Annotated in this window: 14 protein-coding genes; 3 read left to right on the top strand and 11 right to left on the bottom strand. The window is 71.6% G+C overall.

Features of this window, described 5'->3' with window-relative positions; genetic code table 11:
• From FDO69_RS20680 to rimP, 4 genes are all read right to left on the bottom strand, one after another.
• Positions 1-877, bottom strand: an 877-nt coding sequence (locus FDO69_RS20680) for a translation initiation factor IF-2 N-terminal domain-containing protein (RefSeq protein ID WP_170320917.1), incomplete at its 3' end; no start/stop codon positions are given.
• A gap of 145 nt (positions 878-1022) precedes the next feature.
• Positions 1023-1319 carry a YlxR family protein gene (locus FDO69_RS20685; protein ID WP_104781351.1) on the bottom strand — a complete coding sequence of 99 codons (297 nt, stop codon included), beginning with the start codon at positions 1317-1319 and terminating at the stop codon, positions 1023-1025.
• A 102-nt stretch (positions 1320-1421) separates the two neighbouring features.
• Positions 1422-2420 carry a transcription termination factor NusA gene (gene nusA / locus FDO69_RS20690; protein ID WP_104781352.1) on the bottom strand — a complete coding sequence of 333 codons (999 nt, stop codon included), beginning with the start codon at positions 2418-2420 and terminating at the stop codon, positions 1422-1424.
• Between the two features lie 2 nt (positions 2421-2422).
• Positions 2423-2920, bottom strand: coding sequence for a ribosome maturation factor RimP (rimP, locus tag FDO69_RS20695; RefSeq protein ID WP_104781353.1), 498 nt, complete (start codon positions 2918-2920; stop codon positions 2423-2425).
• 227 nt (positions 2921-3147) lie between these two features.
• On the opposite strand from rimP, the gene FDO69_RS20700 reads away from it, so the two are divergent.
• From FDO69_RS20700 to FDO69_RS20710, 3 genes are read left to right on the top strand one after another with little or no spacing between them, the layout of a single operon-like run.
• Positions 3148-3693, top strand: coding sequence for a hypothetical protein (locus FDO69_RS20700; protein ID WP_104781354.1), 546 nt, complete (start codon positions 3148-3150; stop codon positions 3691-3693).
• Positions 3690-4154, top strand: a complete 465-nt coding sequence (locus tag FDO69_RS20705) for a ferritin-like domain-containing protein (protein ID WP_104781355.1) — start codon at positions 3690-3692, stop codon at positions 4152-4154. The genes FDO69_RS20700 and FDO69_RS20705 overlap by 4 nt, the downstream gene beginning before the upstream one ends.
• A gap of 48 nt (positions 4155-4202) precedes the next feature.
• Positions 4203-5102, top strand: a complete 900-nt coding sequence (locus tag FDO69_RS20710) for an aminoglycoside phosphotransferase family protein (RefSeq protein WP_104781356.1) — start codon at positions 4203-4205, stop codon at positions 5100-5102.
• 286 nt (positions 5103-5388) lie between these two features.
• On the opposite strand, the gene FDO69_RS20715 is transcribed toward FDO69_RS20710, so the two are convergent.
• The 7 genes from FDO69_RS20715 to FDO69_RS20745 form a co-directional block, all read right to left on the bottom strand.
• On the bottom strand, positions 5389-7089 hold the full coding sequence (locus FDO69_RS20715) for a proline--tRNA ligase (protein WP_104781357.1): 1701 nt from the start codon (positions 7087-7089) through the stop codon (positions 5389-5391).
• A gap of 106 nt (positions 7090-7195) precedes the next feature.
• On the bottom strand, positions 7196-7726 hold the full coding sequence (locus FDO69_RS20720) for a GNAT family N-acetyltransferase (RefSeq protein ID WP_104781358.1): 531 nt from the start codon (positions 7724-7726) through the stop codon (positions 7196-7198).
• Between the two features lie 123 nt (positions 7727-7849).
• Entirely contained in the window at positions 7850-8698 is an 849-nt protein-coding gene (locus tag FDO69_RS20725) for a GNAT family N-acetyltransferase (protein ID WP_104781359.1), read from the bottom strand.
• A gap of 177 nt (positions 8699-8875) precedes the next feature.
• The gene (gene ispG / locus FDO69_RS20730; protein WP_104781360.1) at positions 8876-10033 is read right to left on the bottom strand and encodes a flavodoxin-dependent (E)-4-hydroxy-3-methylbut-2-enyl-diphosphate synthase; all 1158 of its coding nucleotides are present in this window, start codon (positions 10031-10033) and stop codon (positions 8876-8878) included.
• Positions 10034-10201: 168 nt separating this feature from the next.
• A complete protein-coding gene (locus tag FDO69_RS20735) occupies positions 10202-11494 on the bottom strand; it encodes a M50 family metallopeptidase (protein WP_104781580.1) in 1293 nt (430 codons plus the stop codon).
• An 8-nt stretch (positions 11495-11502) separates the two neighbouring features.
• A complete protein-coding gene (gene dxr, locus FDO69_RS20740; protein ID WP_104781361.1) occupies positions 11503-12759 on the bottom strand; it encodes a 1-deoxy-D-xylulose-5-phosphate reductoisomerase in 1257 nt (418 codons plus the stop codon).
• 97 nt (positions 12760-12856) lie between these two features.
• The gene (locus FDO69_RS20745) at positions 12857-14797 is read right to left on the bottom strand and encodes an acyl-CoA dehydrogenase family protein (RefSeq protein WP_104781362.1); all 1941 of its coding nucleotides are present in this window, start codon (positions 14795-14797) and stop codon (positions 12857-12859) included.
• Between the last annotated feature and the right edge of the window lie 302 nt (positions 14798-15099).

A 15099-nucleotide genomic window follows, 5' to 3' on the forward strand; every position in this document is an offset into this window, starting at 1 on the left:
GCGGACGGGGCATGCCGCCCGGGGTCGGACGCGCGCCGCCCGGAGCCTGCGGACGAGGACCGCCGCCGGCACCCTGCGGACGGGGACCGCCCTGGCCGCCCTGGCCCTGCGGACGCGGGGCGCCACCGGGCGCACCGGGGCCGCCCGGACGCGGGGCACCACCCGGACGAGGCGCCTGCGGGCGCGCCATGCCGGTGGAACCGCCGGAGGTGAAGGGGTTGTTGCCCGGACGGGGACCCGCCGGACGGGCACCGGGACGCGAGGCGCCGCCACCGGGGCGCGGAGCGCCGGGACGGTCGCCGCGGTCACCACGGCCCTGGCCGCCCTGGCCGGAACCGCCCTGACGGGGGGCACCCGGACGCGGCGCCTGGCTGGCCGGACGCGGGGCGCCCGGACGCGGGCCGGAACCCTGACCCTGGCCCTGGCTCTGGCCCTGGCCCTGGGAGGCAGCCGGTGCGGCGGGAGCCGACGGGGGTGCCGTGAACTCGGGCGTGGTCGGAGCCGGGGACGCCGGGGCGGGCCGCGGCGCGGGCTTCGGGCCCGGGGTGGGACGGGGGCCGGGAGTGGCCGGCGCGGCGGGAGCCGCGGGCGTCTCGGCGGCTGCCGGCTTCGGGGCCGGCGGGCGCGGGGCGGCCGGACGGGCAGCCTGCGCGGGAGAGGGGGCGCCCGGCTTCGCCGGGGCAGCCTTGCGGGCAGGGGCGGACTTGCCGCCTCCGCTGCCCTGCTGGAGGGCGTCCGTCAGCTTGCGTACAACAGGCGCTTCGATCGTCGAAGACGCCGAACGGACGAATTCACCGAGTTCCTGGAGCTTGGCCATGACGACCTTGCTCTCGACGCCGAACTCCTTGGCGAGTTCGTAGACCCGGACCTTAGCCACTTCGCTCCTTTGAGGTCCGGGTTGCGTCCGGACCGTCGCTAGTTCATGGGCGTACTCATCGCGTACTCATCGAGTGCTCATCGCAATCTCGACCTGCTTTCGACTCGCGAGGTACCTAGCCGCACGGGGTTCCGTACGGCACGTCTTACCGTGTTGCCTGCTCGGCAACTGTTGTCTGCTCGACGTACTGGCGCAACGCCTTTGTGTCGAGCGGTCCCGGGACGCGCAGTGCCCTCGGGAACGCCCGGCGGCGTACCGCCTGGTCGAGACAGACCGGTGCGGGGTGAACGTACGCACCCCGGCCGGGCAGCGTACCGCGTGGATCAGGGACGCATGCGTCCCTGATCGCTACGATCCGCAGCAGTTCGGCCTTGGCCGCTCGCTCCCGACACCCCACACAGGTGCGTTCAGGGCATGCGCGGGCGCGCGTCCGGCCAGACACTGCTAAGTCTACCTCCCCGTACGCTCCTCACCCCTTTGGGGCAGGATTCGAACAGTTGCCGCGCATGAACCTGACGTGATCTGAACGGCGCGCGGCTTGGATCTATTCCTCGGAACCGGCCGCGGCCGGTTCGGTGTCCGGGCGGATGTCGATCCGCCAGCCGGTCAGCCGGGCCGCAAGGCGGGCGTTCTGCCCCTCCTTGCCGATGGCCAGGGACAGCTGGTAGTCGGGCACGGTCACCCGGGCCGACCGGGTCGCCATGTCCACGATCTCCACCTTGGAGACCCGGGCCGGGGACAGCGCGTTCGCCACCATGTCGGCCGGGTCGTCCGACCAGTCCACGATGTCGATCTTCTCACCGTTCAGCTCGGCCATGACGTTGCGTACGCGGCCGCCCATGGGGCCGATGCAGGCGCCCTTGGCGTTCAGGCCGGAGCGGGTGGACCGTACGGCGATCTTCGTGCGGTGACCGGCCTCACGGGCGATCGCGGAGATCTCCACCGAACCGTCGGCGATCTCCGGCACCTCCAGGGCGAAGAGCTTCTTCACCAGGTTGGGATGCGTGCGCGAGAGGGTGACGGAGGGCCCGCGGACGCCCTTGGCCACCCGGACGACGTAGGAGCGCAGGCGCATGCCGTGCGGGTAGGTCTCCCCCGGCACCTGCTCCTGCACGGGCAGGATGGCCTCGAGCTTGCCGATGTCGACGAGCACGTTCTTCGGGTCGCGGCCCTGCTGGACCACTCCGGTGACGATGTCGCCCTCGCGGCCGGCGTACTCGCCGAGCGTCGCGTCGTCCTCGGCGTCGCGCAGGCGCTGCAGGATGACCTGCTTGGCCGTGGTGGCGGCGATACGGCCGAAACCGGACGGGGTGTCGTCGAACTCGCGGGCCTCCTGGCCCTCCTCGAGGTCGTCGGGGTCCTCCTTCGCCCACACGGTCACATGGCCGGTCTCCCGGTTGAGCTCCACGCGCGCGTGGCGGCGGCTTCCCTCGGTGCGGTGGTAGGCGATGAGGAGGGCCGACTCGATCGCCTCGACCAGCAGGGGGAAGGAGATCTCCTTCTCCCGAACCAAGCCCCGCAGGGCGCTCATGTCGATGTCCACGGCTACGCCTCCTCTTCCTTCTTGTCCTTGCGGCTGAATTCGACCTGGACACGCGCCCGGACGATGTCGTCGAAGGCGATCCTGCGCGCGGTGGCCTTGCGGCCCTTCACGCCGGGCACCTCGGTGTCGACACCCTCGTCGTCGACCTTCAGGATCCTGGCGACCAGCTCGCCGCCCTCGGCCAGCTGGAACTTCACCAGCCGCTCCGTGGCGCGCACGTAGTGGCGGTGCTCCGAGAGGAGGCGCTCCGCGCCCGGGGTGCCGACCTCGAGGGTGTACTCGCCCTCGCCCATCGCGTCCGTCTCGTCGAGCTTCGCCGAGAGCGCGCGGCTCACATCGGCGATCTGGTCCAGGTCGGCGCCCGTGTCCGAGTCGACGACGACGCGCAGCACACGCTTGCGTCCGACGGAGTCCACCTCGATCTCCTCGAGATCCAGGCCTTGGGAACTGACGAGCGGGTCCAGTAGCTCTCGCAGCCTCTCGCTCTGGGTGGTGCTCATCCGGGTGACTCCTCGGCCGCGTGTGCTGTTGTGGGATGGGTCGCGTGTCTGGTCAAAGGGTATCCGGTCGCGGGGAGTGTTGCCGTCCACCCGGTCACGAACGGTGCCGCTGAGTGATGCCGGGCGGAGGCCCGGGTACCGTGATCACGGGCGCGCAGCCCGTGCGGTCCCTTCTTTCTCTGATCCTTCTCGAATGTTTCTCGACACGAGCCCCGAGGACGTCTGACGTGCCGTTCCCCCCATCGCCGCGTACCCGCTCGGGGCCGCGCAGAAGGAGTCTGCTCGCCGTCGCCCCGGCGGCCCTCGCCCTCACGGGCTGCACCGGCGGGGACGTTGGCGGCCCGGCCGCAGACGGTTCGGCGGCCGCCGACCGGGCACGCGCGCGTGCGGCCCGCGACAGCGAGGAGCTGGCGGAGCGCTACGACGCGGTGATCGCCGCCCGGCCGGGGCTCGCGGGCCTGCTGCGGCCGCTGCGCGAGGAGGTCGTACGGCACGCGCGGGCGTTCGGCGGTGGCCGAAAAGCATCGCCGTCGGCACCCTCATCCGCGTCACCCTCTTCGGCCTCTTCGGCCTCTGGGACCGCAGCCCCGCCCGCGGCCGTGCCGGGGAACGACAAGGACGCCCTCGCCGGGCTCGCCGCGGCGGAGCGGGAGCTCGCCGACCGGCGGGTCAAGGCGCTGGGCGGGGTCCCGGGCGAGCCGGCGCGGCTGCTGGCGTCGGTGGCGGCGGCCGGGGCGGCGCATGTGTATCTGCTGACGAAGGGTGACGCGTGAGCGCGGAGAAGGACGGGGAGCTGCGGGCTCTGCAGGCGGCGCTGGCTGCCGAGCACGCGGCTGTCTACGGGTACGGCGTCGTCGGCGGGAGGATCGGCGAGGAGCAGCGCGCCGAGGCGGTCACGGCGTACGACGCGCACCGGGCGCGCAGGGACGCGCTGGTGCGCGAGGTGAAGGACCTCGGGGGCCGGCCGGTGGCCGCGTCGGCCGGTTACGCGCTGCCCTTCCAGGTGCCGGACGCGGCGGCGGCCGTGCGGCTCGCCGCCGAGCTGGAGGACCGGGTGGCCGGGGTGTACGCCGACCTGGTGCGCGCGGCGGGCGGCGGGCGGCGGGCCCTGGCTGCCGAGGCGCTGCGGGAGGCAGCGGTGCGGGCGGTGCGCTGGCGCGGCGAGAGCGTAGCCTTCCCTGGGCTCGCCGAGCGGGCCGGCACGGCCCCGCCCTCGGCGGCGCCGACGGCGTGACCCGCGCAGGGCGCGCACCGCGGACAGCACGAAGGGAACGACTCGCGCATGGTTTTCGAACCGCCGAAGCGTCTGGTGAGGGCGCTCGGTGAGACGGCGCCGGACGGTGACGACTGGCTGGAGAAGCTGCCCGCGGCGGCGCAGCAGGCCGTCGCGCTACGCGAGTTGACCGTGGAGCGGGTGCAGGTGCCCGGTGGCCGCAGCAGCCTGGTCGTGCTGGTGCGGGCGGCCGACGGGACACCCGCCGTGCTCAAGCTGGCGCCGGGCCGGGCCCGTCCGGAGGCGGAGCGGGCCGCGCTCGCGCACTGGGCCGGGCGGGGTGCGGTACAGCTGCTCGAACCCGTGTCGACCGAAGGGGTGCTGCTGCTGGAGCGACTGCATCCGGATGTGTCGGTGCGGTCGCTGCCGGAGGCGAAGGCGCTGCTGGAGGCGGCGGGAACGCTGCGGCGGCTGTGGGTGGAGCCGCCCGCCGACTTCACCTTCGAGACGGTGGCCGAGCGGACCGGGCGGCAGGCCGAGGCGATGCGGGCGCGGGCCCGGGCCGAGCCCGAGGTGGCCGCGCTGGTCGAGCTGGCGCTGGCGGCGCGGGAGGAGTTGATCGCCGCACCGCCCGAGCACCGGCTGCTGCACGGCACGTTCCGGCAGAGCAAGGTGCTCGGCGGGGAACGGCTGCCGTGGCTGGCCGTGGGGCCCGACCCGGTGGTCGGCGAGTGCGCCTTCGATCTGGCCCGGCTGGTCCGGGACCGGGTGGAGGACCTGATCGCCCAGCCGTCCGGCGCGGCCACGACCCGGCGGCGGGTGAAGCGGCTCGCCGAGTCCCTCGACGTGGACCAGGAGCGGCTGCGGGGCTGGACGTTGTTCCGGGCCGTGGAGTCGGGTGTGCGCGCGGGGCGGGTCGGGCGGCCTCGGGACGCGGAGCTGTTGCTGGAATTCGCGGGGTGGCTGTAGGACGTCGGGGCCGAGGCGGTGGGGTTCGAGGGAGGGGACAGCGAACCCGCACCCGCGGTTCGGCCCGGCCCGGAACCTGGTCGGCCCGACCCTGAACCCCAACTCGGACCGGCCCGGAACCTGGTCGGCCCGACCCTGAACCCCGGCTCGGACCGGCCCGGAACTCTGGTCCGGCCTGGCCCTCAACTCCGGCTCGGACCGGCCCCGCACTCCGGTTGGGGCCCTGCTTTGAAGGCCCGAGGGCCCGGGCGGACTGAAGAGGTCGGCCCGCCCGGCCCTCTCGGTGCTACGCCGTGAGGCGGGCGACGGCCTCCTCGACCGTCAGTTCCTCGCGCTCGCCGGTGCGGCGATCCTTCAGTTCCACCACGCCGTCGGCCGCGCGCCGCCCGGCCACGAGGATCTGCGGTACGCCGATCAGCTCGGAGTCGGTGAACTTGACGCCCGGGGAGACGCCGGGGCGGTCGTCGACCAGGACGCGGACGCCGGCCGCAGCCAGCTTCTGGGAGATGTCCAGGGCCAGTTCGGTCTGGAGGGCCTTGCCGGCGGCGACCACGTGGACGTCGGCCGGGGCGACCTCGGCGGGCCAGCACAGGCCCTTGTCGTCGGCGCTCTGCTCGGCGAGGGCCGCCACCGCGCGGGAGACTCCGATGCCGTAGGAGCCCATGGTGACGCGGACCGGCTTGCCGTTCTGGCCTAGGACGTCGAGCTTGAGGGCGTCGGCGTACTTGCGGCCCAGCTGGAAGATGTGGCCGATCTCGATGGCGCGGTCCAGGACCAGCCCGGTGCCGCACTTCGGGCAGGGGTCGCCCTCCTGCACGACGACGACGTCGACGTACGTGTCGACCTCGAAGTCACGGCCCGCGACGACGTTCTTGGTGTGGGTGCCGGCCTTGTTGGCGCCGGTGATCCAGGCCGTGCCGGGGGCGACGCGCGGGTCGGCGATGTACGTGACCTTGTCCAGGCCCTGCGGTCCGACGTAGCCGCGGACCAGGTCGGGACGGGCGGCGAAGTCCGTCTCGGTGACCAGCTCGACGGCGGCCGGGGCGAAGTGCGCCTCGACCTTGTCCATGTCGACCTCGCGGTCCCCGGGGACGCCGACGGCGACGATCTCGCCGTCGACCTTCACGAGGAGGTTCTTCAGCGTGGCGGAGGCCGGGACACCAAGATGGGCGGCGAGGGTCTCGATGGTCGGGGTGTCGGGGGTCGGGATGTCCTCGGCGGCCGGCACGTCCGAGCCGTCGACGGGCTTCAACTCGTACGCGACCGCCTCGGTGTTGGCGGCGAAGTCGCAGTTCGGGCAGTCGGCGAAGGTGTCCTCGCCGGCCTCGGCCGGGGCCAGGAACTCCTCGGACTTGGAGCCGCCCATCGCACCGGCCGTCGCGGCGCAGATGCGGTAGTCGAGGCCGAGGCGCGCGAAGATCTTCTGGTAGGCCTCGCGGTGCAGGGCGTAGGACTTGGCGAGGCCCTCGTCCTCGGTGTCGAAGGAGTAGGAGTCCTTCATGAGGAACTCGCGGCCGCGCAGGATGCCGGCGCGGGGCCGGGCCTCGTCGCGGTACTTGTTCTGGATCTGGTAGAGGATGACCGGCAGGTCCTTGTAGGAGGACGCCTGGTCCTTCACCAGGAGGGTGAAGATCTCCTCGTGGGTGGGGCCGAGGAGGTAGTCGCCGCCCTTGCGGTCCTGCAGGCGGAACAGCTCGGGGCCGTACTCCTCCCAGCGGCCGGTGGCCTCGTAGGGCTCGCGCGGGAGGATGGCGGGGAGCAGGACCTCCTGGGCGCCTACGGCGTCCATCTCCTCACGGACGATCCGCTCGACGTTGGACAGCACCTTCTTGCCGAGGGGCAGCCAGCTCCAGACGCCGGCGGCGGTGCGGCGTACGTAGCCGGCGCGGACGAGGAGCTTGTGACTGAGGACCTCGGCGTCCGCCGGGTCGTCGCGCAGCGTCTTCGCCAACAACTGGGACATGCGCTGGACCGGTGCGTTTGCCATGGTTCCTCTGCTCCTGCTGCTGGGGGTCCCCCGCTCGAGCGGAGCCGAGAGCGGGGGAAGGTGATGGCAGGAGGTTATCCGGGGGGTGCGCGGCGGTGGAAATCGGTTATCCGCGGCGCAGGGGCAGGGAGGCGCCCATCACCGCGTAGGGCTTCGGCGCGCTGGGGAAGAGGACCTGGCGGGCCAGGTCCTGGTAGCCCAGGGAGCGGTAGAGGGCGCGGGCCGGGCTGTCGGTGTCGATCGCGGAGAGGATCGAGCGGGGTTCGTCGGCGCCGTCGGTGATCGTGGTGATCAGAGAGCGTCCGAGGCCGCGGTTCTGGTACGCCGGGTGGACGTGCAGTTCGGTGATCACGAAGGAGTCGTCGAGCCAGTGGTCGTTGTGCTGGGCGCGGAGGTAGGGCTCGACGACGGTGGACCACCAGTGGGTGCGGTCGTTGGGCAGGCCGTAGACGAAGCCGACGAGCCTGCCGTCGGCTGTGGCGCCGAGGGCCCTCGCCCCCGGGTAGGTCATGTGGCGCAGGACGATCTGGCGGCGGACGGCCACCTCGTCCGGGCCCAGGCCGAAGGCCACGGCCTGGACGGCCAGCGCTTCGTCCACGTGGGCGGAGAGGTCGAGTGGGCCGATCACCAGGTCCATGGCGGGGAGCCTACAGGGGGGTTGCCGTTCATGGCCGGGTGCGGTTTGGATGTGGCTGCTCGCGCGCACGCGGCGGAGCCGCACATCCATCCGGTCCCGCGCCCCCAGAAAGAGGGGCTCGCTTCAGAACAGCACGCTCATGAAAGCGCCGACCTCCTGGAAGCCGACCCTCGTGTACGTCCTCCTTGCGGCGGTGTTGAAGTCGTTGACGTACAGGCTCACGACCGGGGCGACGTCGGCGAGGGCGTAGCGCAGGACTGCCGCCATGCCGGGGGCAGCCAAGCCGGTGCCCCGGTATTCGGGGGCCACCCAGACGCCCTGGATCTGGCAGACGCGGTCCGTCGCGGCGCCGATCTCGGCCTTGAAGACGACCTTGCCGTCCGCGTCGAAGCGGGCGAAGGCGCGGCCGGAGCCGACGAGTTCGGCGACGCGGGCCTGGTAGAGCAGGCCGCCGTCGCCGGCCAGCGGGGAGACGCCGACCTCTTCGGTGAACATGGCCACGCACGCCGGCATGATCGTCTCCATCTCGTCCTTGCGGACGCGACGGACGTAGGGGTCCGGGGTGACGCCGGCCGGGAGACGGTCGGTGACCATGAGCGGCTGGTGGCGGCGGACGTCGCGGGCCGGGCCCCACTGGGGTTCCAGGAGCCGCCACAAATCGGAGGTGGCGCCGGAAGGGCCGACGATGGAGGAACAGCGGCGACCGGCCCGGCGGGCGCGGTCGGCGAAGGCGCGGACGGCGCGCGGGCCCGCGCAGATCGGGACCAGGTTGGCGCCGGCGTAGCAGAGGGAGGTGAGTATGCCGTCCTCGTACCAGCCCCACATCTCACCGCCGAGCCGCCACGGGTCGAGTCCGGCGATCTGAACGCGGGACGTCACGAAGGCGTTCGCGACCGGCTCGCGGTCGAGGACGGCGAGCGCGGCGTCCAGGTCGCTCGGTTCGAGGACCCGTGAGGTGGTCTGCGTCAACACGTGCGGGCCTCACGAACTGGGGTTGCTGGTCTCCGCACTATAGCTGCGCTGCCTGGGTGAGACGCCTGGGAGCCCGGGAGCGACGGTTTTCCGGCGTCTGCGGGTGCGGTGTGGCTCGGCGCGCAGTTCCCCGCGCCCCTGAAAAGCAGGCACGGGGAAGCCGCCGGTCCGTGAAGCTCAGCCCGCGACCGCCACCGACGGTTCGCCCGAGGTCACGCCGTCCTTCTCCATCTGCTCGGCGAGCTTCATGGCCTCCTCGATGAGGGTCTCCACGATCTTGGACTCGGGGACGGTCTTGATGACCTCGCCCTTGACGAAGATCTGGCCCTTGCCGTTGCCGGAGGCGACGCCGAGGTCGGCCTCGCGGGCCTCGCCGGGGCCGTTGACGACGCAGCCCATGACGGCGACGCGGAGCGGGACCTCCATGCCGGTGAGGCCGGCCGTGACCTCTTCGGCCAGCTTGTAGACGTCGACCTGGGCGCGGCCGCAGGAGGGGCAGGAGACGATCTCCAGGCCGCGCTCCTTGAGGTTCAGGGACTCCAGGATCTGGATGCCGACCTTGACCTCCTCGGCGGGGGGCGCCGAGAGCGAGACGCGGATCGTGTCGCCGATGCCCTGCGAGAGCAGCGCGCCGAAGGCCACGGCCGACTTGATCGTGCCCTGGAAGGCGGGGCCCGCCTCGGTGACGCCGAGGTGCAGCGGGTAGTCGCACTGGGCGGCGAGCTGCTTGTAGGCCTCGATCATGACGACCGGGTCGTTGTGCTTGACGGAGATCTTGATGTCGCGGAAGTCGTGCTCCTCGAAGAGCGACGCCTCCCACAGGGCCGACTCGACGAGGGCCTCGGGGGTCGCCTTGCCGTACTTCTGGAGCAGGCGCCGGTCGAGGGAACCGGCGTTGACGCCGATGCGGATCGGGGTGCCGTGGTCCCGGGCCGCCTTGGCGATCTCCTTGACCTTGTCGTCGAACTGCTTGATGTTGCCGGGGTTGACGCGGACCGCGGCGCAGCCGGCCTCGATGGCCGCGAACACGTACTTCGGCTGGAAGTGGATGTCGGCGATGACCGGGATCTGCGACTTGCGGGCGATGGTCGCGAGGGCGTCGGCGTCGTCCTGGGTGGGGCAGGCGACGCGGACGATCTGGCAGCCGGAGGCGGTGAGTTCGGCGATCTGCTGGAGGGTCGCGCCGATGTCGGAGGTGCGCGTGGTGGTCATCGACTGCACCGAGACCGGGGCGTCTCCGCCGACGGCCACGGATCCGACCTGGATCCGGCGGCTCTTCCGGCGCTCGGCGAGCTTGGTCGGAACGGACGGCATGCCGAGAGAAATCGCAGTCATCTGCTGTGCAACCCCAAGTCGTGGATCAAGGTCCGGTCCCGTGAGCAGCGGGCTCCGAGCTTCGAGATTACGGCACATGCCTCGGGGCGAGCACATCCCACCCGCCGTGCCACCCGATGGGGGGCGGCCCGGCGAAAAGCCTGCCGGGCCGCCGTGAACGCCGTATGACTAGGAGATTTTCACCGGGTTGACCACGTCTGCGATCAGCACGAGGATCGTGAAGCAGATGAAGATCCCCGCGACGACGTAGGCGACCGGCATGAGCTTCGCCACGTCGAAGGGGCCCGGGTCCGGCCGGCGCAGCACCTTGGCGAGATTGCGGCGCAGCGACTCCCACAGCGCGCCCGCGATGTGACCGCCGTCGAGGGGCAGCAGCGGGAGCATGTTGAACAGGAACAGCGAGAGATTGAAGCCGGCGACCAGCATCAGGGCCATGGCCAGCTGCTGGGTGGGCGGGATGTCGAGGGTGAAGATCTCACCGCCGACGCGGGCCGCGCCGACCACGCCCATCGGGGAGTCGGCCTCGCGGGGAGCGCCGTCGAAGGCCGCGTTCCACAGGGCCGGGATCTTGCCGGGGAGGGCGGCGAGGGAGTCGACGGCCTCGCCGATCCGGTCGCCCATCCAGGTCACGGAGTCGCCGAAGTCCTGCTTGACCACGCCGGTGGCCGCGCTGAAGCCGAGGAAGCCGGCGGAGACGTACTGGCCCTCGACGATCTGGCCGCTGGAGTCCTTCTTGGCGACCTGGTTGGTGGCGATCTTCGCGTGCAGGGTGACGTCCTGGCCCTTGCGGTCGACGACGATCGGCACCTCCTTGCCGGGGGTGGCGCGGATCAGGTCGGACAGCTCGTTCCAGTCGTCGGTCTTCACCCCGTCGAAGGAGACGATCTTGTCGCCGGCCTTGAGGCCCGCCGCGGCGGCGGGAGCGGCCGGGTCGCCCTTCTCGCACTTGTCGCGGTTCTCGTTCTGCGCGATGACGCACTGGGAGACCGAGCTGACCGTGGTGGTCTGCTGGGTGATGCCGAAGCCCATCAGGACGGTGAGGAACAGCGCCACCGCCAGGATCAGGTTCATGAAGGGGCCCGCGAACATCACGATCACGCGCTTCCAGGGGGCGCGCGTGTAGAACATGCGCTTCTCGTCGCCCGGCTGGAGTTCCTCGTAGGCGGCGGTGCGGGCGTCCTCGATCATGCCGCGCCACGGGGAGGTGGAGCGGGCTTCCATCCGGCCGTCGGGGCCGGGCGGGAACATGCCGATCATGCGGATGTAGCCGCCGAACGGGATGGCCTTGATGCCGTACTCCGTCTCGCCCTTGTTGCGCGAGAAGATCGTGGGCCCGAAGCCGACCATGTACTGCGGCACGCGGATGCCGAAGAGCTTGGCGGTGGACAGGTGCCCCAGCTCGTGCCACGCGATCGAGACGAGCAGGCCGACCGCGAAGAGGACTATGCCGAGGATGAACATCAGGGTCGTCATGCACGGGCCTCCGCCGTCTGTGCCGCCAGTTCCCGGGCCCGGGTCCGCGCCCAGGTCTCCGCTTCGAGGACGTCCGACACCGTGAGCGAGGTTCCCGCACGCGGGGTTCCGTGCTCCTCGACGACCCGGGTGACGGTGTCCATGATCCCGTTGAAGGGCAGTGCCCCCTGACGGAATGCCTCCACGCTCTCCTCGTTGGCCGCGTTGAACACCGCCGGGGCGGTGCCCGCGAGCTCGCCCACGTGCCGGGCGAGGTTCACCGAGGGGAAGGCCTCGTTGTCGAGCGGGAAGAACTCCCAGGTCGAGGCCTTGCTCCAGTCGAAGGTGGGGGCGGCGTCGGGCACGCGCTCGGGCCAGCCGAGGCCGATGGCGATGGGCCCGCGCATGTCGGGCGGGGTCGCCTGGGCCAGTGTCGATCCATCCGTGAACTCAACCATCGAGTGGACATACGACTGGGGATGCACGACCACCTCAATGCGGTCGAAGGGAATGTCGTAGAGGAGGTGTGCCTCGATGACCTCCAGGCCCTTGTTGACGAGGGTCGCGGAGTTGATCGTGATGACCGGGCCCATGGCCCAGGTGGGGTGCGCGAGGGCGTCCTCGACGGTGACGCTCGCGAGCTCGGCCTTGGTGCGGCCGCGGAAGGGGCCGCCGGAGGCGGTGACGACCAGCTTGCGGACGTCGGCGCGGGTGCCCGCGGCCAGGGCCTGGAAGAGGGCGGCGTGCTCGGAGTCGACCGGGATGATCTGCCCGGGCTTGGCGAGGGCCTTGACCAGCGGGCCGCCGACGATGAGCGACTCCTTGTTGGCGAGCGCCAGGGTGCGGCCCGCCTCCAGGGCGGCCAGGGTCGGGGCGAGTCCGATGGAGCCGGTGATGCCGTTCAGGACGGTGTGGCAGTCGGACGCCGCCAGGTGGGTGGCCGCGTCCGGGCCGGCGAGGAGCTCGGGGAGCGGCTCGCCGGGGCCGTACTGCGCGGTGAGCGCCTCGCGCAGGGCCGGTACGACGTCCTCGCGGGCGACCGCTACCGTCCGCACCCGCAGCCGGTACGCCTGCTCGGCGAGGAGGGCGATCCGGCCGCCGTTGGCCGAGAGGCCGGTGACCCGGAACCGGTCGGGATTGCGCAGCACGAGGTCGATGGCCTGGGTGCCGATGGACCCGGTGGAGCCGAGGATCACCACGTCCTTGGGACCGTCGCCCGCGACCGGGTCGTAGACGAGGTGCGGGTCGGCGAGGGGGGCTGGACTGTCGCTCATTGCTCCATTGTTGCCGTAAGGCCGGTGTGTGAGGACAGCGCATCCCCTTCCCGGGGGCGCGCGCCACACCTGCGCACGCCCCCCAGGAAGGCCGGGCCTAACGGATCGGCCGGTGGACGTTCTCCTTCTGGCTCGGTCCCGGTGTCGCGTCCGCGATCCAGGGGCCCTCGCCCGACGGGTCGACGATGCCCTGCTCCAGCCACTCGTACGTGCCGGACAGGACGCCCTTGACGACCTTGCGGTCGAGGTCGTCGGTGTTGGTCCACAGGCGGGTGAAGAGCTCTTCGATCCGGATGCGGGACTGGCGGCAGAAGACGTCGGCGAGCTGGTAGGCCTCGCGGCCGTGGTCGCCCTGGCTGCGCAGGAGCTCCGCCCGCACGCAGGACGCGCTCATGGCGAACAGTTCGGCGCCGATGTCGACGATCCGGCCGAGGAAGCCCTGCTTGGACTCCATCCGGCCCTGCCAGCGGGACATGGCGTAGAAGGTGGAGCGGGCGAGCTTGCGGGCGGTGCGCTCGACGTAACGCAGGTGGCCGGAGAGGTCCACGTCGCGTTTGAACTCCCCGTAGGAGGCGGGCAGCTGGCCGGGGCCGGCGACCAGTTTCGGCAGCCACTTGGCGTAGAAGACGCCCGCGTTCGCACCCGCCCTGGCCTTGTCACCCAGGGACTTCTCGGGGTCGATGAGGTCGCCGGCGACCGAGAGGTGGGCGTCGACGGCCTCACGCGCGATCAGCAGGTGCATGATCTCGGTGGAGCCCTCGAAGATGCGGTTGATGCGCAGGTCGCGCAGGAGCTGCTCGGCCGGGACGCCGCGCTCGCCGCGGGCCCGCAGGGAGTCGGCCGTCTCGAAGCCGCGGCCGCCGCGGATCTGGACGAGTTCGTCGGCCATCGTCCAGGCCATCTCGGAGGCGTACAGCTTGGCGAGGGCGCCCTCGATGCGGATGTCGTTGCGGTCCTCGTCGGCCATCTGCGAGGCCAGGTCGGTGACGGCCTCCAGGGCGAAGGTGGTGGCCGCGATGAAGGAGATCTTGGAGCCGACCGCCTCGTGGTGCGCGACGGGCTTGCCCCACTGCTCGCGGGCCGCCGACCACTCGCGGGCGATCTTCAGGCACCACTTGCCGGCCGCGACACAGGAAGCGGGCAGGGAGAGCCGCCCGGTGTTGAGGGTGGTCAGGGCGATCTTCAGGCCCTGGCCCTCCTCGCCGACCCGGTTGGCGGCGGGGACGCGGACCTGGTGGAAGCGGGTGACGCCGTTCTCGATGCCGCGCAGGCCCATGAAGGCGTTGCGGTTCTCGACGGTGACACCCGGCGAGTTCGTCTCGACGACGAAGGCGGTGATGCCGCCGCGGTGGCCCTCGCTCTTCGGAACCCGGGCCATGACGACCAGCAGGTCGGCGACGACGCCGTTGGTGGTCCACAGCTTCACGCCGTCGAGGACGTAGTCGTCCCCGTCGGGCACGGCCGTGGTGGCCAGGCGGGCCGGGTCGGAGCCGACGTCGGGCTCGGTGAGCAGGAAGGCGCTGATGTCCGTGCGGGCGCAGCGCGGCAGGAAGCGCTCCCGCTGCTCCTGGGTGCCGAACAGCTTCAGGGGCTGGGGCACACCGATCGACTGGTGCGCGGAGAGCAGCACGCCGATCGCGGGGCTCGCGGAGCCGGCCAGGGCGAGCGCCTTGTTGTAGTACACCTGCCCGAGGCCGAGGCCGCCGTACTTGGTGTCGATCTTCATGCCGAAGGCGCCGAGCTCCTTCAGCCCGTCGATCACCTCGTCGGGGATCCGGGCCTCGCGCTCGATGAGGGCCCCGTCGACCTTGGTCTCGACGAAGTCGCGGAGCTTGGCGAGGAACTCCTCGCCGCGCTGGGCCGCCTCGTCGGCAGGGAGGGGGTGGGGGTGGATGAGGTCGAGCCGGAAGCGGCCGAGGAACAGCTCCTTGGCGAAGCTGGGCTTGCGCCAGTGCTGTTCCCGGGCGGCCTCCGCCACCTCACGGGCCTCCCGCTCGGTGACGGCGGGACGGGAAGAAGGGGTGGTGGAAGCGGACATGAGGGGCACCTCGCCGCAACTAGGAAGATGGAGGATCGTTTCGTTACCGACCAGTGCTACTGGATCGTTGGTACCCGAATCCGGACGCTCCCACCAGTCCTCGCGCGTCCGTTCAGCCGAAGGAGGGCGGAGCGCCCCCGGCACTTGTCGCGCGCCTGACGACGGTGTTGCATCGAGATGCCGTCCCGGTGGCGACTCCGGCCCTGAAAGCACTCGGGGAAATCCGCATCGAAGCGCTTCGACAACCTATGGACACCCACCTCTGCTGGGGCTACTGTCGAACCACCCCCACCCACCCGTAT

It is taken from the genome of Streptomyces tibetensis, from assembly GCF_007655005.1.
Lineage (GTDB): Bacteria > Actinomycetota > Actinomycetes > Streptomycetales > Streptomycetaceae > Streptomyces > Streptomyces tibetensis.

Excerpts from the sequence above, each read along its gene's own strand:
- rimP (WP_104781353.1), bottom strand. The coding sequence starts at position 2,920 with ATGAGCACCACCCAGAGCGAGAGGCTGCGAGAGCTACTGGACCCGCTC.
- FDO69_RS20710 (WP_104781356.1), top strand. The coding sequence starts at position 4,203 with ATGGTTTTCGAACCGCCGAAGCGTCTGGTGAGGGCGCTCGGTGAGACG.
- FDO69_RS20715 (WP_104781357.1), bottom strand. The coding sequence starts at position 7,089 with ATGGCAAACGCACCGGTCCAGCGCATGTCCCAGTTGTTGGCGAAGACG.
- FDO69_RS20720 (WP_104781358.1), bottom strand. The coding sequence starts at position 7,726 with ATGGACCTGGTGATCGGCCCACTCGACCTCTCCGCCCACGTGGACGAA.
- ispG (WP_104781360.1), bottom strand. The coding sequence starts at position 10,033 with ATGACTGCGATTTCTCTCGGCATGCCGTCCGTTCCGACCAAGCTCGCC.
- FDO69_RS20735 (WP_104781580.1), bottom strand. The coding sequence starts at position 11,494 with ATGTTCATCCTCGGCATAGTCCTCTTCGCGGTCGGCCTGCTCGTCTCG.
- dxr (WP_104781361.1), bottom strand. The coding sequence starts at position 12,759 with ATGAGCGACAGTCCAGCCCCCCTCGCCGACCCGCACCTCGTCTACGAC.
- FDO69_RS20745 (WP_104781362.1), bottom strand. The coding sequence starts at position 14,797 with ATGTCCGCTTCCACCACCCCTTCTTCCCGTCCCGCCGTCACCGAGCGG.